The following is a 24,670-nucleotide window of genomic DNA, read 5'->3' as shown; positions in this document are numbered from 1 at the left end:
ATCATGGCAGTCGGACCCGCACCCAAAGAACATCAGGTCGTTTTGACCACGCTGCATTTCGACAAACCGTGGGCGATGGACAGCTACGAGCAAGTGGACGGCTACAAGGCATGGCGGAAGATCCTCGCCGAAAAGCCCGACCCGGCGACGCTGATCGAAGAGGTAAAGAAAAGTGCGCTCCGCGGTCGCGGTGGCGCCGGCTTTCCGACGGGTCTGAAATGGTCGTTCATGCCAAAAGGGACGATGCAAAAATACATGCTGTGCAATTCCGACGAATCGGAACCCGGCACATCGCATGATCGTGACATCCTGCGTTACAACCCGCACGCGGTCATCGAAGGACTGGCCATCGGCTGCTACTGCACCGGCTCCACGGTGGCATACAACTATCTGCGCGGCGAGTTTCATCACGAGCCGTTCGAGCATTTTGAAGAAGCATTGAAAGAAGCCTACGCCGCGGGCCTGCTAGGCAAGGACATCCAAGGCAGTGGTCTGGATGTAGACATTTATGCCGCGTTGGGCGCCGGCGCCTACATCTGCGGTGAAGAAACCGCGCTGATGGAATCGCTCGAGGGCAAGAAAGGCCAGCCGCGCTTCAAGCCACCGTTTCCGGCCAACTTTGGGCTGTACGGCAAGCCGACGACCATCAACAACACCGAGACGTATGCTTCGATCCCGGCGATCATGCGCAATGGGGCGGACTGGTTCCTCAACATCGGCAAGCCGAACAATGGCGGGCCAAAAGTTTTCTCGGTATCGGGCCACGTCACCAAGCCGGGTAATTTCGAAATTGCCCTTGGAACGTCATTCAAGGATCTGCTCGAAATAGCCGGCGGCATGCGGCCGGGTCGTAAGCTCAAAGCTGTGATCCCCGGCGGTGCCTCGATGAAGGTGCTGCCGGCGGACATCATGATGGAGATGACGATGGACTTCGATGCCCTGCAGAAGGCCGGCTCCGGTCTGGGCTCGGGCGCGGTCATCGTGATGGACGACACCACCTGCATGGTCAAGATGTGCCATCGCATTTCGCGCTTCTATTTCGCGGAGTCCTGCGGTCAGTGCACACCGTGCCGCGAAGGTACTGGCTGGATGTATCGCGTGCTGTCGCGCATCGTCGACGGCAAGGGCACCACCGATGATCTGCATCGCCTCAAGGCCGTTGCCGGCCAGATCGAAGGGCACACCATCTGCGCGTTCGGTGAGGCAGCGGCGTGGCCGGTGCAGGGCTTCCTTGGTCGTTTCTGGCATGAATTCGAATACTACGTACAGCACGGCCGTTCAATGACCGAAGACCAGATGGCTGAAGCAAATCCCGAATTGAATCAGCATGGAGTTGCCGCATGAGTGCGCAACCCGTCAACAACGCCGCCCCCGACCTGCTGAATATTGAGGTCGATGGCAAGCCCACGCAGATCCGCAAGGGCGCGATGATCATCGAGGCCGCCGATGCCATTGGTGTTGCCATCCCGCGCTTTTGCTACCACCGCAAGCTGCCGATTGCTGCCAACTGCCGCATGTGTCTGGTCGATGTGGAGATGGGCGGCAAGATGATGCCCAAGCCCCAGCCGGCTTGCGCCACGCCGGTGGCCGAGGGGATGAAGGTCACCACGCGATCGGACAAGGCGTTGAAGTTCCAGCGTGACGTGATGGAATTTCTGCTGATCAATCATCCGCTCGACTGCCCAATCTGCGATCAGGGCGGTGAGTGCGAGCTACAGGACGTGGCACTCGGCTACGGCCGCAGCGTGTCGCGCTACACCGAGCGCAAGCGCACCATCACCGACGAAAATCTCGGCCCGTTGGTTGCCACCGAAATGACTCGCTGCATCCAGTGCACGCGCTGCGTCCGCTTCACCAGCGAAATCGCCGGTACGTATGAGCTGGGCGGCATGAGCCGCGGCGAGAACCTGCAGATCGGCACGTATATCGGCAAGACGCTCGAGACCGAGCTGTCGGGCAATATCATCGACGTATGCCCGGTCGGTGCGTTGACCAACAAGCCCTACCAGTTCCAGGCGCGTGCCTGGGAGCTGATTGCCAAACCATCCATCAGCTATCACGACGCGCTGGGTTCCAACCTGTGGCTGCATACGCGTCGTGGCGACGTGCTGCGCACCGTGCCGCGCGACAACGAAGCGGTGAACGAATGCTGGTTGTCAGATCGCGATCGCTACAGCTACCAGGGTATGTACGCGCCCGATCGCATCAGCGCGCCGGAAGTGAAGCGCAATGGTCAGTGGCAGGTGACGACGTGGGAAGACGCGTTGAAGTTCGCCGGCGAAGCCTTGAAGAAAGAGCAGGGCAGTGAGCTAGGTATCCTGGTTCACCCAGCCACCTCGAACGAAGAGGGTGATCTGCTGATGCGTCTGGCTCGTGGCCTGGGCAGTGCGCACATCGATCACCGTCTGCGTCAGCTCGATTTTGCCGACAACGCCTCGGCGCAACCCTTCGGGTTGCCGGTTGCCGAAATCGACAAAGTGAGGGCAGCGTTGCTGGTCGGCTCCGACCTGCGCCACGAGATGCCGCTGGTCAACCATCGTCTGCACCAGGCGACCAAGAAGGGTGCCAAGGTCTATCTCGTCAACCCGGCGCTATTTGAATTCAATTACCAGCTGGCAGGCCAGGCCATTGTGGCGCCGCAGGCCATGGTCGATGCGCTGCTATCGGTAGCCAAGGCTGCCGTCGGTGCGGGTGCATCTGCGCCGACGGCACTGAGCGAAGCGATCAACGGCGCGCAGAGCGACGACGGTGACAATGACGTCATCAGCGCACTGAAGTCGGGCAAGGCCGTGGTGATTCTCGGCGAAGCCGCGGTAACACACCCGCAGGCATCCTGGCTTCGCGCCATCGCGCGTTTCATCGCTGACGCCACCGGCGCCGGTTACAACGAACTGCCGGTCGGCGCTAATGCCGTGGGTCTGGCAAAGGTCGGCGTGTCGCCGGGCAATGGCGGTCTGGATGCACAGGCGATGCTCACGCAGGCACGCAAAAGTTATGTGTTGTATGGCGTCGAGCCGCCGCACGATTTTGCCGATGGTGGCGCTGCGTTGAAAGCGCTGCATGCCGCCGAGCAGGTCGTTGCGTTCAGCGCTTATGCCAGCGCTGCATTGCGCGAGGTTGCCGATGTGATCCTGCCGATCGCACTGTTGCCGGAGATCGATGCCACGCTGGTCAACGTCGATGGTTTGGCACAGAGCGTCAGCGCCGGTGCCAAGGCAGCTGGACAGACGCGCGCCGGCTGGAAGGTGTTGCGTGCGCTGGGTGGTTCGTTGCAGTTGGCAGGTTTCGAGTTTGATGATCTTGCCGGTCTGCGCGATGGCATCAGCGAGCGTGCATCGACATCGGGTAGCGGTTTGGCCAAGCGTGCCGAAGTCACCGGCCTCACGCGTCTTGCAACCTGGCCGATCTATCGCAGCGATGCGGTAGTGCGCCGAGCCACGGCGTTGCAGGCTCACCCACTCAATCGTGCGCCTGCCGTGCGTCTGAATGCGGATGAAGCCGGGCGGCTGGGTCTGACCGAGGGCAGTCAGGTTCGCCTGGCCGAATCAACCCTGCCGCTAGTGATCGATAAATCCGTACCCGATGGCACGGCATGGATCGAAGCTGGCCAGGACGTCACTGCCACACTGCCGCCTTACGGCGCAGCCATCAACTTGAGCAAGGCATAAGCATCATGATTGATCAACTCATCAATCATCTCGTCTGGCCGATCGTCTACATCCTGTGCATCACGATCCCATTGATCCTCGCGGTAGCGATGTTCGTGTACTGGGAGCGCAAGGTCATCGGCTGGATGCACGTTCGCATGGGGCCGAACAAGATCGGTCCGTTCGGCTTGCTGCAGGCATTTGCCGACGTGGTGAAGCTGCTGATCAAGGAAGTGATCCTGCCGACGACGGCGAATCGGTTCCTGTATTACCTCGCGCCGTTGCTGACCCTGGTCCCCGCGTTGGCGGCGTGGGCTGTCGTTCCGTTCAGCAGCAAGATGGTGCTGTCCAATGCCAATGCTGGCGTGCTGTATCTGTTGGCGATGACCTCGATGGGCGTCTACGGCATCATCCTCGCCGGTTGGGCGTCCAATTCGCGCTATGCGCTGCTCGGTGCCATGCGCTCGGCGGCGCAGGTGATTTCGTATGAGCTGGCGATGGGTCTTTGCCTGGTCTGCGTGCTTGTGCTGGCCGGTAGCCTCAACCTCACCGACATCGTCAATGCGCAGGCTGGCCATAAGGGCATCCTCGACTGGTTCTGGCTGCCGCTGCTGCCGGTTTTCGTGATCTATTTCATCTCCGGCGTGGCTGAGACCAACCGAGCGCCATTCGACGTGGCCGAGGGCGAGTCCGAAATCGTGGCCGGTTTCCATGTGGAGTATTCCGGTTCGGCGTTCGCGATCTTCTTCCTGGCCGAATACGCCAACATGATCCTGGTCAGCTTCCTGGCCGCGGTGCTGTTTATGGGCGGTTGGTTGTCGCCGTTTCCCTCGTCTTGGGGTTTCATCGGGCAGGGCGGTTTTCCGTGGCTGCTTATCAAGGCATTCCTGTTTTCGTTCCTGTTCCTCTGGTTTCGCGCCAGCTTCCCACGCTACCGCTATGACCAGATCATGCGGCTGGGTTGGAAGGTATTCATTCCCATCGCCATTGTATGGGTCCTCGTCGCCGGCTGCCTGAAATATTTCGGCTGGGTCACCATCGGCACGGGGGTCTGAAGAAAGCCATGTCCCGCATTACCCATTATTTCAAAAGTCTGCTGCTGATCGAGCTGTTCCGCGGTATGGCGCTGACCATCCGCTACATGTTCAAGCCGAAATACACCGTGCGCTACCCGATGGAGCACATTCCGAAGTCGAACCGCTTCCGCGGTCTGCATGCATTGCGCCGCTACGCCAATGGCGAAGAGCGCTGCATCGCCTGCAAGCTGTGCGAGGCGGTGTGTCCGGCACTGGCGATCACGATCGACTCGGCGCCGCGCGAATCGGACGGCCAACGCCGCACCACGCGCTACGACATCGACCTGTTCAAGTGCATTTTCTGCGGCTTCTGCGAGGAGAGCTGCCCGGTGGATTCGATCGTCGAAACCAGCATCCACGAGTACCACTTCGAGCATCGTGGCGAGAACGTGGTGAACAAGCTGCAGTTGCTCGCCATCGGCGATCGCTTCGAAAAGCAGATTGCCGCTGACCGCACGCAAGACGCGGCATATCGCTGAGGCCGACGATGAATCCCCAATTGTTCCAACTCATCTGTTTCTACGGTTTCGGTTTCATCACCGTGGTCGCCGCGTTGTCGGTAATTACGCTGAAGAACACCGTGCATGCCGTGCTTTCGCTCGTGCTCACATTCTTCAGTACTGCCTGTCTCTGGATGCTGGCCGATGCCGAGTTTCTGGCGTTGGCGCTGATCGTGGTCTACGTCGGCGCGGTGATGGTGCTGTTTCTGTTCGTGGTGATGATGCTCGACATTGACCAGGAAAAGATTCGCGAAGGCTTCGTCAAATTCCTGCCGATCGGCTTGATCGTCGCTGTGGCGATGTTGGTCGAGATGCTCGGGTTGATTGGCGTCAAGGCGATGCACGCGCAGGTGATGGGTCCCGATCCGGCCGCAGCAGCAGGTGTATCCAACACCGCATGGCTGGGTCAGGCGCTCTACACCAAATATCTGCTGCCTTTCGAAGTAGCTGCCCTGATTCTTACCGTCGGTGTGGTGGCGGCCGTGGCGCTCACCTTGCGCCAGCGTGCCGGTGTACGTCACGAGTCGGCCAACGAACAGGTGCGGGTCAATCCGCGTGACCGCATCCGCATCGTAAAAATGGACGCGGTGCGTCCTGCTCAGTCGACGCCCGTGCCACCCCAGGAGCCAAGTTCATGATTACGCTATCGCACTACATCGTGCTCGGCGCCATTCTGTTCTGCATCGCCGTTGCCGGCCTGTTTATCAATCGCAAGAACGTCATCGTACTGCTGATGTCGATCGAGCTGATGCTGTTGGCGGTGAACACCAACTTTGTGGCGTTCTCGCGTTTTCTCGGCGATGTGTCTGGTCAGGTATTCGTGTTTTTCATTCTTACCGTGGCTGCGGCGGAAGCCGCCATCGGTCTGGCGATATTGGTGCTGCTATTCCGCAATCGCAGCACGATCAATATTTCCGATATCGACAGCATGAAGGGTTGATCCGATGCAGCTTTCGACATCCATCCTGCTGACGATTGCGCTGGCTCCCCTCGCGGGCTGTCTGCTCGCCGGTTTTCTCGGCAAGTTTATCGGTCGTGCCGGTTCGCATACCGTCACTATTCTCGGTGTAGCGATCTCGTGCGCGCTGGCGTTCTACGTGCTTTACCAGCTTACGCTCGGTGGTGCGGAGGTCTATAACCAGAACCTCTACACCTGGTTCCAGATCGGTCACTTCAATGCCAGCGTCGGCTTCATGGTCGACCGCCTGACCGCGATGATGCTGGTCGTGGTGAGTTTCGTCTCGCTGCTGGTGCATCTGTACACCATCGGTTACATGAGCGACGACCCGGGCTACAAGCGCTTCTTTGCCTACATCTCGCTGTTCACCTTCTCGATGTTCATGCTGGTGATGAGCAACAACTTCATGCAGTTGTTCTTCGGCTGGGAAGCGGTGGGCCTGGTGTCGTACCTGCTGATCGGCTTCTGGTACAAGAAGCCAACCGCAATCTTCGCCAACCTCAAGGCTTTCCTGGTCAACCGCGTGGGCGATTTCGGCTTTTTGCTGGGTATTGCTGGCGTGCTGTATTTCCTCGGTACGATGGACTACAACACCGCCTTCGCCGCCGCACCGAGCCTGGTCGGCAAGACGCTGCAGATCACGGCCAATACGCACTGGGATGCGGCGACGGTGATTTGCATCTGCCTGTTCATCGGTGCGATGGGCAAGTCCGCCCAAGTGCCACTGCACGTGTGGTTGCCTGACTCGATGGAAGGCCCCACGCCGATCTCCGCGCTGATCCATGCGGCGACGATGGTGACGGCCGGCATCTTCATGGTGGCGCGCATGTCGCCGCTGTTCGAGCTGTCGCAGACGGCGCTCAGCTTCATCATGGTCATTGGCGCGACGACGGCGCTGTTCACCGGGATGATCGGCATCGTGCAGAACGACATCAAGCGGGTAATCGCGTATTCCACGCTGTCGCAGCTGGGTTACATGACGGTGGCGCTGGGCGTGTCGGCGTATACCGGTGCGGTGTATCACCTGATGACGCATGCGTTCTTCAAGGCGCTGCTGTTCCTCGGCGCGGGCTCGGTCATCATCGCCATGCACCATGAGCAGGACATGCGCTACATGGGCGGCTTGCGCAAGTACATGCCGATCACCTGGATCACCATGTGGATCGGTTCGCTGGCGCTGTGCGGCGTGCCGTTCTTCTCGGGCTTCTACTCGAAGGACGCGATCATCGAGGCGGTCGGCGAGTCCCATCGCTGGGGTGCGCATTACGCTTATTTCTGCGTACTGACCGGCGCATTCGTAACGGGTCTATATACCTTCCGCCAGATGTATCTGACCTTCCACGGCAAGGAGCGTTTTACCGTGGTCGAGCATCACGGGCATGCGCATCTGGATGATCACCACGATCATCACGAGCAGGGCGTGCTGGAACATGCGCCGCACGAGTCTCCGTGGGTGGTGACGGTGCCATTGGTGCTGTTGGCGATTCCTTCGCTGTTGGTGGGGTTTTTCACAGTTGGCCCGATGCTATTCGGTAACTGGTTTGGCAACGCTATTCATATCGATGAAGCCAACAACGTCATGGCGGAAGTGGGTAAAGACTTTCATGGCGCAATGGGTCTTGCGCTCGAGGGTTTCGCACAGCCGCCGTTCTTTTTGGTGCTGACCGCGTTTTTGATCACCACCTATATCTATCTCTTCAACCCGGCGATGGCCGGCAAGATCAAGAGCGCGTTGAAGCCGCTCTGGACCGTGCTGGACAACAAATACTGGGTCGACAACGTCTACTTTGCGGTATTCGCTCGTGGCGGCGTCAAGCTGGGGCAGGGCTTCTGGAAGGTTGCCGATGCTGGTCTGATCGACGGCGTGATGGTCAACGGTTCGGTAAGCGTGGTTCACCGCATTGCGGCCACCGTCCGTCGTTTGCAGTCGGGTTATCTCTATCACTACGCGTTCGCGATGATTCTCGGCCTGATCGTGCTACTCGGCGGGTATTTGTTGATTGGCACCGGCGTGGCCGGGCAATAAGGGAAGCAGGCACACATGTTCAATCACTTGCTTAGCCTGCTGATCTGGCTACCCGTCGCCGGTGCGATTCCGGTGTTGCTGGCTGGCTCACGCCGGCCCAACCTCGCGCGCTGGCTGTCGCTGATCGTCGCCGTGCTGACCTTTGTGGTCAGCCTGTTCCTGCTGGTGCAGTACCAACCCGATGCCGGCGGCATGCAGCTGTCTGAAAACTATCTCTGGATCGCTTCGTGGGGCGTGCATTACGCCCTGGCGGTGGATGGTATTTCGGTCGCATTGATCCTGATGACGACGTTCGTCAGCATTCTTGTGATCGTTGGCGCGTGGGAGGTCATCCAGGATAAGCCACACCAATACATGGCCGCGATGCTGGTGCTCGAGGGGCTGCTGATCGGGGTGTTCTGTGCCACCGATGCGCTGCTGTTCTATGCACTGTTTGAGGCGATCCTGATCCCGATGTTCATCCTGATCGGTATCTGGGGTGGTCCGCGCCGCGTGTATGCGACGTTGAAGTTCTTCATTTATACGTTCTTCGGCTCGGTCTTCATGTTGATCGCGCTGCTGTATCTGTATCAGAAGGCCGGCACGTTCGACATGGCCACATTGGCGGCACTGCCGCTGACGATGAAGGAGCAGACCTGGATCTTCTTCGCCTTCCTGATCGCCTTTGCGATCAAGGTGCCGATGGTGCCGGTGCACACGTGGCTGCCGGATGCCCACGTCGAGGCGCCGACCGGCGGCTCGGTGGTGCTGGCAGCGGTGATGCTAAAGGTGGGTACCTACGGCTTCCTGCGCTTTATCCTGCCGATCACGCCGGATGCCGGCTCGCATTACGCGTGGCTGGTGATCGTGCTGAGCCTCATCGCGATCGTCTATATCGGTTATGTCGCGCTGGTGCAGGAGGACATGAAGAAGCTGGTGGCGTATTCGTCAGTGGCACACATGGGCTTCGTGACGCTGGGTATCTTTATCGCGTTTCTACTGATGCGCGAGCCAGGCAGCGTCGACATGGCGCAGTTGGGCATGCAGGGAGCGATGGTGCAGATGATTTCGCACGGCTTCGTTTCCGGCGCCATGTTCAGCTGCATCGGCGTGATGTATGACCGCATGCACACGCGCCAGATCAAGGACTACGGCGGCGTGATCAACGTGATGCCGTGGTTCGGCTTCTTCTATGTATTTTTTGCCATGGCCAACTGCGGCCTGCCGGGCACCAGCGGTTTCGTCGGCGAGTTCATGGTGATCCTGGCCAGCTTCAGTGCCAATCCGTGGATTGCGCTCTTTGCCGCGTTCACCTTGATCATCGGTGCGGCTTACACGCTGTGGATGGTCAAGCGGGTGCTGTGGGGCGACATCACCAATCCGCACGTGGGCGAGATGAAGGAGATCAACGGTCGCGAAACCTTCGTGCTGGTTGCTTTTGCCGCCGCCGTGCTGGCGCTCGGCGTCTGGCCGCAGCCGCTGATCCACTTGATGGACACTTCGGTGTCGCATCTGGTGCAGCAGCTTGCCATCCACAAGATCTGATCGGGACCGACCATGCCGAATTTGAATGACATCCTGATCATGCTGCCGGAGCTCTACCTGGTAGTGGCAGCGTGCTTGTTGTTGCTGCTTGATGCTTTTATGGCGCTGAAAGAGCGTCCATGGCTGCACTGGATTTCGATCGCAGTACTGCTGGTAGCGATTTATCTGGTAATAGTGGGTCAGCCTGCGCAGTCAGTAACGGCGTTTGGTGGCATGTTCGTGCGCGATGGCGTGTCGGAGATCCTCAAGGTATTCGCCTTGCTCACCACGGCGATCGTGTTCGTTTATGCGCGTCCGTATCTGATCGATCGCAAGCTGGTGACCGGTGAGTTCTATACGCTGATGATCTTTGCCGTGATCGGCATCATGCTGCTGGTTTCGGCTGGCAGTCTGATCACGGTTTATCTGGGACTGGAGCTGTTGTCGCTGTCGTCGTATGCGTTGGTGGCGTTGAACCGCGATGCGAAGCTGCCGTCCGAAGCGGCAATCAAGTATTTCGTGCTCGGTGCGCTGGCCTCGGGCATGCTTTTGTACGGTATGTCGATGGTCTATGGTGCTTCGGGCATGGGCGGTACGCCAACGCTTGATCTGGCGCAGCTACATCACGTGACGTCGTACACCACGGCGCCGAAACTGCTGCTGTTCGGACTGATCTTCATGATCATCGGCATCGGTTTCAAGCTCGGCGCCGCGCCGTTCCACATGTGGATTCCTGACGTGTATCAAGGTGCGCCGACCCCGGTCACCACGTTTATCGCGTCGGGTTCCAAGCTGGCTGCGTTCGGCATGGCGTACCGTCTGCTTTATGCGGGTATGGGTGATCTGTCGCATCAATGGCAGCTGATGCTGGCCGTGCTGGCTGTGTTGTCGCTGGCGATCGGTAACCTGGTCGCGATCGTTCAGACCAACCTCAAACGTCTATTGGCCTATTCGACCATTTCGCACATGGGTTACCTGCTGCTGGGTCTGTCGGCGGCCAGCCCGGAAGGCTATGCCGCGGCGATGTTCTACGCGATCTGCTATGCGCTGATGAGTGTGGCTGCCTTCGGTGTGATTCTGGCGTTGGCGCGCTCGGGCTTCGAATGCGAGGAAATCTCCGATCTGAAGGGACTGAATCAGAAGTCACCGTGGATGGCTTTCCTGATGCTGCTGGCGATGTTCTCGCTGGCTGGTGTGCCGCCGCTGTTTGGCTTCTGGGCCAAGGCACTCGTGCTGGAGTCGGCGATCCACGCCAATATGCTGTGGCTGGCTATCGTCGGCGTCGTGTTCGCGATCATCGGACTTTATTACTACTTGCATGTGATCAAGGTCGTCTACTTCGACAAACCGGCTGAGGGTAGCGTGCTGGCAGCAAAACCGGATGTCTCGTTGCGGGTGGTGCTATCGCTGAATGCGCTGGCGCTGTTGGCTCTGGGGCTTTACTGGGGGCCGTTGCTGAGTTGGTGTCGCAGTGCCTTCGGGCTCTGATACCTCTATTCGCAGTAACTCTGATTTCGTTGTGTGCATGTTTATGACTTTTTTTACCAGCGATCGCTTGCAAGAAACCGGCCAGACCGTTAAACTCCTCGGACTCTGATGCGGGGTGGAGCAGTCTGGCAGCTCGTCGGGCTCATAACCCGAAGGTCGCAGGTTCGAATCCTGCCCCCGCTACCAGATCTTTCTTGATGCAAAGAAAGCCTCCTCGTGAGGCTTTTTTGTTGGGCGCTAGGATGCGCGGTGCCGGACTGAAGTTGGTCATCGGCGCCTGAAAGAGCTGTAGAGCAGATACATCGGCGAGGTAAAGGAATGGGCCGTTGGAGCCCATTTTTTGTTTCTGCGGTTCTGAATTTAGTGATTTGATCAAAGGTGGTCTGGGAGACAAACCCATGGATACACAGGCACTGGCACAACGTTTCAACGAAGTTCTGGCCGATCTGAGGCTGGAATGCATCGGCGTGGAGTTCACCCCGTCACACGGGCAGAGTACCCTTCGGGTCTACTTGGACTTGCTCGATAAAATCGGGCTCGACAAGAGCGAACCCGGTGAGGCTGGCGCAGACGGTGATCGTCGCGAGGTCGGCATTGAGGATTGCGAGACGGCCAGCCGGGAATTGTCGGCGCTGCTCGATGTAGAGGATCCGATCCCCGGTAACTACGTGCTGGAAGTTTCCTCGCCAGGTCTGGATCGGCCGCTATTTAGCGCCGCGCAGTTTGCGAAGGTCGTTGGTCAGGAAATAAAGCTGTTGCTGAAGGCACCGCTGGAAGGTCGTCGTCGCCTGCGCGGCAAGCTGGTGTCGGTGCAAGGCGAGCAGATCACGCTGGAAGCGGAAGGCAAGACGTTTGCGTTCGAGCATTCGCTGGTGGATACCGCTCGCGTCGTGCCGGACTGGGTGGCACTGGGATATGCGCCCCAGCCCAAGCGTGGCGGCAAGCCGGCGGTCTCCAAGGCACCCAAAGATTAAACACGACAAACCTAAGTACGTATTGAAAAAGCACAAAACAATCAATCAGAACGATGGGACGCCGCTGGGCGCCTATGGAGTTGCTGCAATGAGCAAAGAACTTTTGCTGGTCGTTGATGCCGTCGCCAATGAAAAGGGCGTGCCGCGTGAAGTCATTTTCGAAGCCATGGAGGCCGCGCTGGCTTCGGCGGCGAAGAAACGTTATCCGGACGAAGAACCCGACATTCGCGTGTCGATCAACAATGACACCGGCGAATACGAAACCTTCCGTCGCTGGGAAATCATTGCCGACGATGGTGAGATGGAATCGCCCTCCTATCAGCTGCGTTTGATGGACGCAATCGACGAGCGTGAAGGCGCCGAGGTCGGCGAATTCATCGAGCAGCAGGTCGAGAACGCCGAGTTCGGCCGCATCGCCGCGCAGGCTGCCAAGCAGGTGATCGTGCAGCGCGTGCGCGAAGCCGAGCGCCAGCAGGTCGTCGACGCCTTCGCCGATCGCGTGGGCGAACTGGTCACCGGCATTGTCAAGCGCGTCGAGCGCGGCAATATCTACCTCGACCTGGGCAGCAATGCCGAGGCGTTCATTCCGCGCGACAAGACGATTCCACGCGAATCGGCCCGCGTCGGTGATCGCGTTCGCGGTTATCTGTACGAAGTGAAGTCCGAAGTGCGTGGTCCGCAGCTGTTCGTTTCGCGCGCCGCACCGGAATTCATGATCGAGCTGTTCAAGCTGGAGGTGCCGGAAGTCGGCCAGGGCTTGGTCGAAATCAAGGGTTGCGCCCGCGATCCGGGCGATCGCGCCAAGATTGCCGTGCTGGCCCACGACAGCCGCACCGATCCGATCGGCGCCTGCATCGGCATGCGTGGTTCGCGCGTGCAGGCGGTGTCGAACGATCTCAACGGCGAGCGCGTCGACATCATCCTGTGGCACGAAAACCAGGCGCAGTTCGTCATCAATGCGATGGCGCCGGCCGAAGTGCAGTCCATCATCATGGACGAGGAAAAGCACTCGATGGATATCGCGGTAGCCGAGGACAAACTGTCCCAGGCGATCGGTCGCGGTGGCCAGAACGTGCGTCTGGCCAGCAAGCTCACTGGCTGGCAGCTCAACGTGATGACTCAGGATCAGGTCACCGCCAAGAGTGAGTCCGAGCAGGAGGCCGCGCGCCAGCTGTTCATGGACAAGCTTGAAGTGGATCAGGAAATCGCCATTATCTTGGTACAGGAAGGCTTCTCCAGCGTCGAGGAAATTGCCTACGTACCTAGCGCCGAGCTGCTGGCGGTCGAAGGCTTCGACGAGGACATCGTCGAAGAACTCCGTGCCCGTGCCCGTGACGCACTGCTCACCGAGGCACTGGCAGCGGAGGAGGGCGTGGGTGACCATCAGCCTTCCGACGAGCTGCTGGCGCTCAAGGGCATGGACGAGGCGACAGCCTATGCACTGGCTGCGCGCGAAATCAGCACGGTGGACGACCTCGCGGATCTGGCCGTCGACGACCTGATCGATATCGAAGGCATGGACGAAGCGCGGGCTGCCGCACTGATCATGGCTGCACGAGCGCCGATGATTGAGCGACTGGAGAAAGGCGGCTAACCCGCGGACAAGGCTGCGCCCTGGATGGGCGCGCCGAGAAAGGTTTCCTTCGGGGCCTTTCACCATGGATGGCGGTGGCGGTGCAACTTATCGCGGCACAGTCGATAAGGACCGATGAGGTCCGAGGGCCGAAGAAGGCCCAAGCGCGGAAACGGCGGAGCAACAAAACGATGTCGGACACGATCAAACAACTCGCCCATACACTGGGCATGCCCGTCGACCGGCTGCTCAAGCAGCTTGGTGAAGCCGGCATGGAATTCTCCGACCAGGAGCAGACCATCAGCAGCACCGAAAAGGTGAAGCTGCTCGGATTCCTGCGTCGCACACACGGCAAGAACGAAGTGACTGCCGAGGCCGATGACAGTGCACCGCGCCAGATCACTCTCAAGCGCCGCACCGTTGGCGAACTGAAGATCGCCACGCCCGGCGCCCGCGGTACGGTGGGCACAGCCAAGACAGTCAACGTCGAAGTCCGCGCCAAGCGCACCTACGTCAAGCGTAGCGTGATTGCCGAAGACGCCAGTGTCGACGGCGAGCGCGAAGATGCCGTGCGCAAACTGCAGGAATCCCAGCAGCAGCGTGAAGCCGAGGAACAAGAGCGTGCCGACGCCGAACAGCGCCGCCAGCACGAAGCGCAGCAGCGCGCCCTGGAAGAGCAGCAGCTCCAGCAGGAGCACGCGCAGCGTCAGGCTGACGCCGCCGCAGTCGTCGTCGCCGAGCAGGTGGTTGCCAGCGATGATCAGGCTGAGGCTGAGCAGGCACCATCGCCCGTCGTCGAGGTGCCGTCGACACCGAGCGCTGATGAACCGTTTGTCACCCAGCGCATGGATACGCGCGAACTCGGCATGATCCTGCCGCGTATCCACGAGCCGCGCAAACGCGAGAAGCTGGTCAAGCCGTTGCCTGCACCAGCGCCCGCTCCAGCGCCCGCTCCAGCGCCAGCTGCTGCTCCGGCAGCCGCACGGGTGAGCCCGGCCGCTGGCAGCCCCGCATCGCCCGCAGCCGCCCCTGCGGGTGGTGATGCCAGCCGCAAGCCCAAGCATGCGCGTGAGCGCAGCGAGAATCCCGGCAGCGGAAAGGAAGAGCGCGATGGCAGCAAGCGCTTTGCCGGCGGCCAGATGCATTTGAGCGAGGCCGATCGCGCCCGCCGTTCGTCGTCCAGCAACAAGCGTGGCGGCAAGGCTGGTCGCACTTCAGGTCGCGAGATGTCGCGCGGCAGCAGCAGCGCGCCGACTGGTCCGCACGGCTTCTCCCGTCCGACCGCGCCAGTGGTGCGTGAAGTGGTGGTGGCCGAGACCAATAGCGTGACTGACCTGGCCCAGAAGATGGCAGTCAAGGGTTCGGAGGTGGTCAAGGCGCTGTTCAAGATGGGCGTCATGGCGACCATCAACCAGACCGTCGATCACGACACCGCCGTACTGGTCGTTGAAGAACTGGGTCATACGGTAATAGCTGACAATCAGAGCAACGCCGAAGACACGCTGGCCGCGCACACCCAGAACGTCGAGCTGGAAGGCGACAAGATCACCCGTCCGCCGGTGGTGACCATCATGGGTCACGTCGATCATGGCAAGACCTCACTGCTCGACTACATCCGTCGTACCAAGGTGGCATCGGGCGAAGCGGGTGGCATCACGCAGCATATCGGTGCGTATCACGTCGAAACCTCGCGCGGCGTCATCACCTTCCTCGACACCCCCGGCCATGCTGCGTTTACCTCGATGCGTGCCCGTGGCGCGCAGTCGACCGATATCGTGGTGCTGGTGGTGGCGGCCGATGACGGCGTCATGCCACAGACCGTCGAAGCGGTGAAGCACGCGCGCGCCGCCAAGGTGCCGCTGATCGTCGCGGTCAACAAGATGGATAAGGACGGCGCCAACCCGGAGAACGTCAAGCAGGGTCTGGTGCAGTACGAAGTCGTGCCGGAAGACTGGGGCGGCGACGTCCAGTTCATTCCGGTTTCGGCCAAGACCGGTACCGGTGTCGACGATCTGCTCGATGCGATCTCGATCCAGGCCGAAGTGATGGAGTTGAAGGCCGTGGCCGATGGCCGCGCCTCCGGCGTGGTGATCGAATCCAGTCTCGATCGTGGCCGTGGTCCGGTCGCGACCGTGCTGGTGCAGCAGGGCACGTTGAAGAAGGGCGATTTCATTGTCTGCGGCGTTGAATACGGCCGCATGCGCGCGCTGATCGACGAAACCGGCAAACAGGTGCAGGAAGCGGGTCCCTCGATTCCGGTGCAGGTGCTCGGCTTGTCCGGTGTGCCGGAAACCGGCGACGACTTCGTCTGTGTCGATGACGAGCGTCTGGCGCGTGAAGTGGCTCAGGAGCGCGAGCTCAAGCGCCGTGAAACGCGCATGGTCAGCAAGAGCAATCGTCTCGAGGACATCATCGCGAAGATGGGTCAGGGCGTGGAACAGCAGACGCTCAATATCCTGGTCAAGGGTGATGTGCAGGGTTCGGTCGAGGCATTGCGCGAGTCACTGACGCAAATCGGCAATGAGCGCGTGCGCGTCAATGTGGTTTCGTCGGGCGTTGGCGGTATCAACGAATCCGATGCCACGCTAGCCGCCGCGTCCAAAGCCCTGGTTATCGGTTTCAACGTGCGTGCCGACGCCTCGGCGCGCAAAGTCATCGAAACCGCCGGTCTGGACGTGCGTTATTTCTCGATCATCTACGACGTTATCGATCAGGTCACCCAGGCGGCAACCGGCCTGCTCGGCATGGAAGTGCGCGAGGACATCATCGGTATCGCTCAGGTTCGCGACGTGTTCCGCAGTTCCAAGTTCGGCGCCGTCGCAGGCTGCATGGTGACTGAGGGTTCGGTGAAGCGCAGCAAACCGATCCGCGTGCTGCGCGACAACGTGGTGATTTTCGAAGGTGAACTCGAATCGCTGCGTCGCTTCAAGGAACTGGTCGACGAAGTGCGTAACGGCATGGAGTGCGGCATCGCCGTCAAGCAGTACAACGACGTCAAGCCGGGCGACCAGATCGAGTGCTTCGAGCGTACGGAAGTCGCGCGGACGCTTTGACTTATGAACTCCCTCTCCCCTGCGGGGAGAGGGTTGGAGTGAGGGGCCAAGGCCTGGCATAAGCTTCCTTTGTTCGAGCTTTTCGCAACGCCAGCCCCTCACCCGTACCTCTCCCCAGTGGGGAGAGGGAACAAGGTCATCGCCGCTATGCGGTGCTGCACCTTAATTTGATTGGAGTCTCTTATGCCATCCCGTGATTTCAAACGTACCGACCGCATCGGTGCCGAGCTGCGCCGCGAACTGGGTTTGCTGGTGCACGCGGCGGTGCGCGATCACGGCTTGCCGTCGGTCAGCGTGTCCGATGTGGAGATCACCCGTGATCTGGATTGGGCCACGGTGTGGGTGACTGCGTTGATGCCTGAGCAGGGTCTGCCGGCGGTCAAGGCGCTGAACGAGATCGGCCACGAAATCCGTCATTCGCTGGCGCACAGCGGCATGCGCATGCGGCGGGTGCCGGAGCTCAAGTTCAAATATGACGATTCGGTCGACAAGGGCGAGCGCATCGAGTCATTGCTGCGCGATCAGGCGCGTGATCTGTTGCCGCCTGCTGGCGACAAGAAAGACTGAAACATCAACGTGGTGACACTGAATTGATGAGTCGTCTGAATCGTCCACCGCGGATTCAAAACCGCGATCTGCATGGCATCCTATTGCTCGACAAACCTCTGGGCCTGAGTTCCAACCAGGCGCTGCAAGCGGTACGCCGCCTGTTGTGCGCGGCCAAGGGCGGCCACACTGGCGCCCTCGATCCGCTGGCCACTGGCCTGCTGCCTTTGTGTTTCGGCGAGGCAACCAAACTGGCCGGGAGCCTGCTGGGTTCGCGCAAGGCCTATGTTGCCGAATGCCAACTCGGCGTTACCACGGATACGGCGGACAAGGAGGGCGAGGTTTTGCTGAGCCGCCCCGTGCCCGCACTGGACGAGGCTGTCATCGAAAAGGCACTGGCCAAACGGCGTGGTCGCATCCTGCAGGTGCCGCCGGTGTATTCGGCGCTCAAGCAGGACGGCGAGCGGCTGTACGTCAAGGCGCGTCGGGGCGAAGCCGTCGATGTGCCACCGCGCGAGGTCGACGTTTATCGTCTCGATCTGCTCTCCCGGACCGCCGACACGCTGACTCTGCACATCGAATGCGGTTCGGGTACCTATGTCCGCTCGCTGGCGGTGGATATCGGCGAGGATTTGGGCTGCGGTGCACATGTCACCGTGCTCCGGCGCCTTTGGGTCGAACCATTCCGCGAGCCACAGATGGTGACGATCGAGGCGCTGCAGCTGGCTGCTGAACAAGGTGACGAGGAACTGCTGAAATGGCTGCTTCCGGTGTCGGCTGGCTTGTCTGACCTGCCTGTCGCCCACCTTGATGATGCGCAAAGCATGGCCATTTCACGTGGCCAGAAAATCCAGCTGAATCCAGCTCCGCCGGTCGGTCAATGTGCCGCTTATGCCAGCGATGGCGCCTTGCTTGCGTTACTTGAGGTCGATATCGACGGATTTACCCGCATCGTGCGCGGTTTCAACCTGCCGCCGGGCTAGCGGATTTATCGTGATAATCCGCTGCGCACTTGTTGTAACACCACTCCGGTCAGTAGAATAGACAGGTTATTTAAACGCTTTCATTCATTAGGCGAAGCTTACGCAACGTCATTCGTGGTGACGTTGCGTAAGCTTCGCATCGCTTTTCAAGGAATACATACTCATGTCTCTCACCGTAGAACAAACCGGCAAGATCATTGCTGATTTCGGCCGCGTCCCCAACGACACCGGTTCGTCGGAAGTCCAGGTTGCGCTGCTGTCAGCTCGTATCGACCATCTCACCAGCCACTTCAAAGAGCACAAGCAGGATCACCATTCCCGCCGTGGCCTGCTGAAGCTGGTAAACCAGCGCAAGCGTCTGCTCAGCTATCTGAAAGATCGCGATCTTGCGCGTTATCAGACCCTGATCGAACGCCTCGGCCTGCGTAGGTAATTCGTGCGTTCGTCATGAACGCAAAGATCAAGAGGCGCTCATCCATGAGCGCACTTCTCAATCAGATCAGGACAAATCAACGTGGCAAAAGTAACCAAGTCATTCCAGTACGGTAGTCACGAAGTCACTCTGGAGACGGGCGAAATTGCCCGCCAGGCGTCCGGCGCGGTAATGGTCAGCATGGGCGGTACGGTGGTGCTGGTCACCGCCGTCGCCGCAACCAAGCAGAAAGAAGGTCAGGATTTCTTCCCGCTGACGGTGGATTACGTCGAGAAGTTCTATTCTGCCGGTCGTATCCCCGGCGGTTTCTTCAAGCGCGAAGGTCGCCCGACCGAGAAGGAGACGCTGACCTCGCGTCTGATCGATCGTCCGGTGCGTCCGCTGTTCCCGGAAGAATTCAAGAACGAAGTGCAGGTCATCGCGCAGGTCGTCTCGCTGAACCCGGAAGTCGACGGCGACATCGCCGCGCTGCTCGGTGCTTCTGCAGCATTGAGCCTGGCCGGTATCCCGTTCAAGGGTCCGATCGGCGCTGCGCGCGTGGGTTACGCCAACGGCCAGTACCTGCTCAACCCGACCCACACCGAGTTGAAGACGTCCGACCTCGACCTCGTCGTTGCTGGCACCAGCGGTGCGGTGCTGATGGTGGAGTCCGAGGCCAAGCTGCTTTCCGAAGACGTGATGCTGGGTGCGGTGATGTTCGGTCACCAGCAGATGCAGGTGGCTATCCGTGCCATTGCCGAGCTGGCTTCTGAAGCCGCCAAGCCATCCTGGGACTGGAAGGCACCGGCACAGAACGAGTCGCTGATCGCTGCCGTCAAGGGCGCCGTCGGCAGCAAGCTGGAAGAGGCTTTCCAGGTGCGTGACAAGCTGCAGCGCCGCGACGCGATCTCCGCGATCAAGGCCGAGGCTCTGGCGTCGATCAAGGGTCAGGCCGAAGAGAGTGCATGGCATCCCGCCGAGCTGTCGAAGGAATTCGCCGAGCTCGAGTACCACACCATGCGTGACAGCGTGCTCAAGACCAAGGTGCGTATCGACGGCCGTCAGCTCGACGACGTGCGTCCGATCACCTGCCGCGTTGGCGTGCTGCCGCGTACGCACGGTTCGGCGCTGTTCACCCGCGGCGAAACCCAGGCGCTGGTGATTGCCACGCTCGGCACCACCCGCGATGCACAGATCATCGATGCGCCGGAAGGCGAGTCGAAGGACCCGTTCCTGTTTCACTACAACTTCCCTCCGTTCTCGGTGGGCGAGGCCGGCCGTTTCGGTGCGCCGAAGCGTCGTGAGATCGGCCACGGCCGTCTCGCCAAGCGCGGCGTGCAGGCTGTCAAGCCCAGCATCGAGGAATTCCCGTACGTGGTGCGCGTGGTCTCGGAAATTACCGAGTCCAACGGTTCCTCGTCGATGGCGTCGGTGTGCGGTTCCTCACTGGCGATGATGGACGCTGGCGTGCCGTTGAAGGCGCCGGTGGCTGGTATCGCGATGGGTCTGGTGAAGGAAGGCAACGACTTTGTCGTGCTGTCCGACATCCTCGGTGACGAAGATCATCTCGGCGACATGGATTTCAAGGTGGCCGGTAGCGCCAACGGTATCTCCGCGCTGCAGATGGACATCAAGATCGACGGCATTACCGAAGAAATCATGAAGGTGGCGCTGGAGCAGGCCAAGCGTGGTCGTCTGCATATCCTCGGCGAAATGGCCAAGGTCATCACCACGGCTCGTCTCGAGATGAGCGAGTACGCGCCGCGCCTGATCACCATCAAGATCCACCCGGACAAGATCCGCGAAGTGATCGGCAAGGGTGGCGCGACCATCCGTTCGATCACCGAGGAGACCGGTGCCACGATCGATATCAATGATGACGGCACCGTCATCATCGCGTCGGTCAACCGCGAAGCGGGCGACGCGGCGAAGAAGCGCATCGAGCAGATCGTTTCCGACGTCGAGCCGGGCCGCATCTACGAAGGCAAGGTCGCCAAGCTGATGGACTTCGGTGCATTCGTGACGATCATGCCGGGCAAGGATGGCCTGGTGCATGTGTCGCAGATCTCCAGCGAGCGCGTCGAGAAGGTTTCCGACAAGCTGAAGGAAGGCGACATCGTCAAGGTGAAGGTGCTCGAAGTGGACAAGCAGGGCCGTATCCGCCTGTCAATGAAGGCTGTGACCGAAGACGAAGCCGCCGCCGGCGCCTGAGTCCAAGGTTCAGCGTGACATAGCGAGGCCCGGCTTTTATGCCGGGCCTCTTGCTTTTGCGATGGGCATTTTTCTGCGGGACGCTTTTGCTAGGATGAAGCGACATGAGTGACGAGAAATAGCGCGTGAACAAGCAAGCAGATGATTTTTTCAAAGCCGATGCCATGAAGGCCGATCTTATTAAGGACTATCAGGAGCTGGCTCGCCAGTCCTGGGAAACTTTTGCTGCCCAGATGCAAAAGCAATTCGGCACGGCAGGTGCGGAGGATTTTTCCAGATCGTCCTCCGCAAAAAACTCGTCAGCCAATGTCACGATTGACCATGCATTGGCCGGTTTGAAGAGCTATGCGGACTGGTTGCAGGGTGCCGCAGCAAGCGTTTCAACACCGCAAAGCGACTGGCGCCAGCAGATGCAGCAGCTTTTTGGAGGCGCCAGCCAGCCGTTCTCTCACGGCTTCGGAGGTGCGGACAGTTCGGGCGCCAAGGCGTTTATCCAACAATGGCAGGCGTGGCTGAATGCCAGTCAAAAAACGGGTGCTTCCGGAGCGCAGCCGCAAGAGCAAGGATCAACGACCGGATTTGGCTTTGGCCACGAGCAGCACGCACAGCAGCAGGCTCTCGCGGATGCGATCACCCAGCATCTGGAGGCTTCACAGCGTTATCAGGTACTGATGCAGCGTTCCAATGCCCAAGCCATCGAAAAGATGCAGGCAAAATTATCGAAGCTCGCCAAGCCGGGTCAGCAGATCGAGTCGCTGAAGGTTTTGTATGACCTGTGGGTCGACTGTGCTGAAGAAGCGTATGCCGAGATCGCGCTTTCGGAGGAATTCCGCGAGGCTTATGGCGAGATGGTCAATACGCAGATACGCGTGCGCCAGTTGCAGCAGGAACAAACCGAATATCTCTGTCAGCAGCTCGGCATACCGACGCGCAGCGATGTGTCGAGCTTAGGCGAACGACTGCAGTCGCTGCGGCGCGAACTACGCAATAGCAAGACGTCGGCGGCTGCCAGCCATGCCGAAGAGATCGAAGCCTTGCGTCGTGATGTTGCTGCGCTCAAAGAGCAGTTGCTTGTCAGCAAGGCGCCACGATCCGTCGTCAGGAAAAGCCACGCAGCCAAGGCAGCCGCGGCCAAGACTCCACGTTCGGCCGTAAAGAAGTCCGTTACCAAGGCTTCATCGGCAAAATCACCCAAGACCGCTGCCAAGAAAACGGCGGCTTCCACGTCGCGCGCAAAGCCTGCTGCGGCGGCCAAGACACGCAAGCGCAAGTAAGGAGAGGTAGTGGAGCCGCACTCGCCGTTTCGGATGGACCCCACCAAAATCATGGACGAAGTCAGCGCCTTTCAGCGCAAGCTGGCATCAGGCATGGGCCAGCTGCGGGGCGCGCGCCAGCCCGAATACGCGAATACGCCACGCGAACTCGTTTACAGCGAGGACAAGTTGAAGGTCTGGCACTTCAAGGGCGAGAGAAAGCCGACTTCGAAGACGCCGTTGCTGATCGCCTATGCGCTGGTCAATACCGTCTGGATGACCGATCTGCAGGCCGATCGCTCAATGGTTCGCAACCTGCTGGAGCAGGGTGAGGACGTCTATCTGATCGACTGGGGTTATCCTGACGCTGCCGATCGCTGGCTGACGCTCGACGATTACATCAACGGTTATCTCGATCAATGCGTCGACGCGGTGCTTCAGCGCCATAAGCTCGATGCGATTGATCTGCTGGGTATCTGCCAGGGCGGTGTGTTTTCGTTGTGTTACACGGCGCTACATCCACACAAGATCCGGAACCTGATCACCATGGTCACGCCGGTCGATTTTCAAACACCGGACAATATGTTGTCGCATTGGGCGCGCCTGCTCGACGTCGACCGGTTTGTCGACACCGTGGGCAATATCCCCGCTGCGTTGATGAATTACGTTTATCTTTCGCTCAAACCAGTGCGCTTGAATCAGCAGAAGTATGTGGGGCTGGTCGATATTCTCGACAGCCCGATCGAGCTGGAGAACTTTCTGCGGATGGAGCGCTGGATCTTCGATTCACCCGATCAGGCCGGCGAAGCGTTCCGTGAGTTCATCAAGAAGTTTTATCAGGACAATGGACTCGTCAACGACTCACTGGAGATCGGTGGTCTGCGTGTGCATCTTGGTGCGATCAAGCATCCTGTGTTAAATATTTTTGCGGAGCAGGATCATCTGGTGCCCCCGGATGCTTCGCGCGCAATGGGCCGGCACCTAGGCACCAAGGACTACACCCAGCTGGCGTTCAAAGGTGGCCACATCGGCATTTATGTATCCGGCCGCGCGCAGCGTGAGGTGCCACCGGCGATCCATCAGTGGCTGCGCGCGCGCGACTGACTACTTTCAAGGTGGGGAGAGCTTGATGAATACAGAAAAGCGGTTATATCGGTCGCGTACCAACAGGACTCTTGCTGGCGTTTGTGCGGGGATTGCCGATTATTTCGGATGGGATCCGACGCTTGTGCGCATTGCCTGGATTCTGCTGACCTTGCTTGGCGGCTCCGGCATTCTGATTTACGTGATCCTCTGGCTGGTGGTGCCCGAGGCCTCTTGAAAATCAGGCATTCGCTGCGTGCCGGGCGGATAGGTGCAGTTGGAATAGTTCGCTTTGAAAGTTGAGCTGGATGTCGTCGCCGGGCGGTGGCTTCGGCGATAATGTGAGAATGACAACATCCGACAAAAACCTCGACTCCATCCGCGCCGTGCAGTGGCAGGGCGATCATCTGCGATTGCTCGATCAGCGCCTGTTGCCAGCCGAGGAGCTCTGGATCGATTGCCGTGATGCCGGGCAGGTGACGCAGGCAATCCGCGATCTGGCTGTACGCGGCGCACCGGCCATCGGTATTGCTGCGGCCTGGGGCGTGGCCATGGCAGCACAGCAAAGAGTTGATCTCGATGGTGTGCTGTCCACGCTTCGGGCGGCACGGCCAACCGCAGTCAACCTGATGTGGGCGCTCGACCGGATGAAAAAGCGCATTGCCGCCGGTGCGGATGCCGATGCCTTGCTGCGCGAAGCACAAGCTATCCAGGATGAGGATCTGGCAGCCAATCGCCGGATGGGTGAGCTGGGTGCCTCGTTGATTACCGCGCATTCTGGCGTGTTGACCCACTGCAATACCGGTTCGTTGGCCACCGCTGGTTACGGCACGGCGCTCGGCGTGATACGCGCCGGCGTGGCGGGCGGCCAGATCGATCACGTCTACGCCGGTGAAACGCGGCCGTGGCAGCAGGGTGCACGGCTGACCATGTGGGAGTTGGTGCGTGACGGTATTCCCGCGAAATTGATCGCCGATTCGGCTGCCTCACATCTGATGAAATCCGGCGCCGTGCAGTGGGTGATCGTCGGCGCCGATCGTATCGCCGCCAACGGCGATACCGCCAACAAGATCGGCACCTATCAATTGGCGATTGCAGCGAAATATCACGGGGTGAAATTCATGGTGGTAGCTCCCTCGTCCACCGTCGATATGGCGACGGGCACCGGTGAGGAAATCGAGATCGAGCTGCGTGATGCAACCGAGCTGCTCAGTACGGCAGGGCAGCGCACCGTGGTGGAAGGCGCGCAGGCTTGGAACCCGGTATTCGACGTCACCCCGGCCGAACTGATCGATGCGATCGTGACCGAGCGTGGCGTCATCGAGCGGCCGAACAGCATTGCCATGCAGGCGATGTTCGGATGGTAAAGCTGTCGCGGGAAATT

20 protein-coding genes and 1 tRNA gene are annotated in these 24,670 nt (G+C 59.9%); all 21 read left to right on the top strand.

Annotated elements, in window-relative coordinates; translation table 11 throughout:
* The first annotated feature begins 3 nt into the window (after positions 1-3).
* The 21 genes from nuoF (at position 4) to mtnA (ending at position 24,653) form a co-directional block, all read left to right on the top strand.
* Positions 4-1,344, top strand: a complete 1,341-nt coding sequence (gene nuoF / locus HDE79_RS20095) for an NADH-quinone oxidoreductase subunit NuoF (RefSeq protein WP_184604748.1) — start codon at positions 4-6, stop codon at positions 1,342-1,344.
* On the top strand, positions 1,341-3,668 hold the full coding sequence (gene nuoG, locus HDE79_RS20090) for an NADH-quinone oxidoreductase subunit NuoG (protein WP_184604746.1): 2,328 nt from the start codon (positions 1,341-1,343) through the stop codon (positions 3,666-3,668). Before nuoF ends, nuoG begins: the two co-directional genes overlap by 4 nt.
* Positions 3,669-3,673: 5 nt before the next feature.
* Positions 3,674-4,702: an NADH-quinone oxidoreductase subunit NuoH gene (gene nuoH, locus HDE79_RS20085; protein ID WP_184604744.1), complete on the top strand. Its 1,029-nt coding sequence runs from the start codon at positions 3,674-3,676 to the stop codon at positions 4,700-4,702.
* Between the two features lie 8 nt (positions 4,703-4,710).
* Positions 4,711-5,202, top strand: a complete 492-nt coding sequence (gene nuoI, locus HDE79_RS20080; RefSeq protein WP_184604743.1) for an NADH-quinone oxidoreductase subunit NuoI — start codon at positions 4,711-4,713, stop codon at positions 5,200-5,202.
* A gap of 8 nt (positions 5,203-5,210) precedes the next feature.
* A complete protein-coding gene (locus HDE79_RS20075; RefSeq protein WP_184604741.1) occupies positions 5,211-5,861 on the top strand; it encodes an NADH-quinone oxidoreductase subunit J in 651 nt (216 codons plus the stop codon).
* Positions 5,858-6,163: an NADH-quinone oxidoreductase subunit NuoK gene (nuoK, locus tag HDE79_RS20070; protein ID WP_179481613.1), complete on the top strand. Its 306-nt coding sequence runs from the start codon at positions 5,858-5,860 to the stop codon at positions 6,161-6,163. The genes HDE79_RS20075 and nuoK overlap by 4 nt, the downstream gene beginning before the upstream one ends.
* Before the next feature lie 4 nt (positions 6,164-6,167).
* On the top strand, positions 6,168-8,207 hold the full coding sequence (gene nuoL / locus HDE79_RS20065; protein ID WP_184604740.1) for an NADH-quinone oxidoreductase subunit L: 2,040 nt from the start codon (positions 6,168-6,170) through the stop codon (positions 8,205-8,207).
* Between the two features lie 15 nt (positions 8,208-8,222).
* Positions 8,223-9,731 carry an NADH-quinone oxidoreductase subunit M gene (locus tag HDE79_RS20060; protein WP_184604738.1) on the top strand — a complete coding sequence of 503 codons (1,509 nt, stop codon included), beginning with the start codon at positions 8,223-8,225 and terminating at the stop codon, positions 9,729-9,731.
* Between the two features lie 12 nt (positions 9,732-9,743).
* Positions 9,744-11,198 (top strand): NADH-quinone oxidoreductase subunit NuoN, encoded by a 1,455-nt coding sequence (nuoN, locus tag HDE79_RS20055; protein WP_184604736.1) that lies wholly within the window; start codon positions 9,744-9,746, stop codon positions 11,196-11,198.
* A gap of 109 nt (positions 11,199-11,307) precedes the next feature.
* A tRNA-Met gene (locus HDE79_RS20050) sits at positions 11,308-11,384 on the top strand.
* Between the two features lie 212 nt (positions 11,385-11,596).
* Positions 11,597-12,172 carry a ribosome maturation factor RimP gene (gene rimP, locus HDE79_RS20045; protein ID WP_184604735.1) on the top strand — a complete coding sequence of 192 codons (576 nt, stop codon included), beginning with the start codon at positions 11,597-11,599 and terminating at the stop codon, positions 12,170-12,172.
* An 88-nt stretch (positions 12,173-12,260) separates the two neighbouring features.
* Complete coding sequence (gene nusA / locus HDE79_RS20040) at positions 12,261-13,766, top strand: transcription termination factor NusA (protein WP_184604733.1); 1,506 nt, start codon at positions 12,261-12,263, stop codon at positions 13,764-13,766.
* Between the two features lie 170 nt (positions 13,767-13,936).
* Positions 13,937-16,798: a translation initiation factor IF-2 gene (gene infB / locus HDE79_RS20035; RefSeq protein WP_184604731.1), complete on the top strand. Its 2,862-nt coding sequence runs from the start codon at positions 13,937-13,939 to the stop codon at positions 16,796-16,798.
* 183 nt (positions 16,799-16,981) lie between these two features.
* Positions 16,982-17,365 (top strand): 30S ribosome-binding factor RbfA, encoded by a 384-nt coding sequence (gene rbfA, locus HDE79_RS20030; RefSeq protein ID WP_184604729.1) that lies wholly within the window; start codon positions 16,982-16,984, stop codon positions 17,363-17,365.
* Between the two features lie 26 nt (positions 17,366-17,391).
* A complete protein-coding gene (truB, locus tag HDE79_RS20025) occupies positions 17,392-18,327 on the top strand; it encodes a tRNA pseudouridine(55) synthase TruB (protein ID WP_184604727.1) in 936 nt (311 codons plus the stop codon).
* Between the two features lie 163 nt (positions 18,328-18,490).
* Positions 18,491-18,760 (top strand): 30S ribosomal protein S15, encoded by a 270-nt coding sequence (rpsO, locus tag HDE79_RS20020; protein WP_179481595.1) that lies wholly within the window; start codon positions 18,491-18,493, stop codon positions 18,758-18,760.
* 81 nt (positions 18,761-18,841) lie between these two features.
* The gene (pnp, locus tag HDE79_RS20015; protein ID WP_184604726.1) at positions 18,842-20,950 is read left to right on the top strand and encodes a polyribonucleotide nucleotidyltransferase; all 2,109 of its coding nucleotides are present in this window, start codon (positions 18,842-18,844) and stop codon (positions 20,948-20,950) included.
* Between the two features lie 125 nt (positions 20,951-21,075).
* Positions 21,076-22,224 (top strand): poly(R)-hydroxyalkanoic acid synthase subunit PhaE, encoded by a 1,149-nt coding sequence (locus HDE79_RS20010; protein ID WP_343206010.1) that lies wholly within the window; start codon positions 21,076-21,078, stop codon positions 22,222-22,224.
* 33 nt (positions 22,225-22,257) lie between these two features.
* A complete protein-coding gene (gene phaC / locus HDE79_RS20005; protein WP_184604724.1) occupies positions 22,258-23,307 on the top strand; it encodes a class III poly(R)-hydroxyalkanoic acid synthase subunit PhaC in 1,050 nt (349 codons plus the stop codon).
* Positions 23,308-23,329: 22 nt separating this feature from the next.
* Positions 23,330-23,524, top strand: coding sequence for a PspC domain-containing protein (locus tag HDE79_RS20000; RefSeq protein WP_343206009.1), 195 nt, complete (start codon positions 23,330-23,332; stop codon positions 23,522-23,524).
* 109 nt (positions 23,525-23,633) lie between these two features.
* On the top strand, positions 23,634-24,653 hold the full coding sequence (gene mtnA, locus HDE79_RS19995) for an S-methyl-5-thioribose-1-phosphate isomerase (protein WP_184604720.1): 1,020 nt from the start codon (positions 23,634-23,636) through the stop codon (positions 24,651-24,653).
* Positions 24,654-24,670: the final 17 nt, after the last annotated feature.

It is taken from the genome of Rhodanobacter sp. MP1X3 (assembly GCF_014207165.1).
GTDB lineage: Bacteria > Pseudomonadota > Gammaproteobacteria > Xanthomonadales > Rhodanobacteraceae > Rhodanobacter.
The sequence above is the reverse complement of the archived record's forward strand: the minus strand, read 5'-3'. Positions and strand labels throughout refer to the sequence as shown.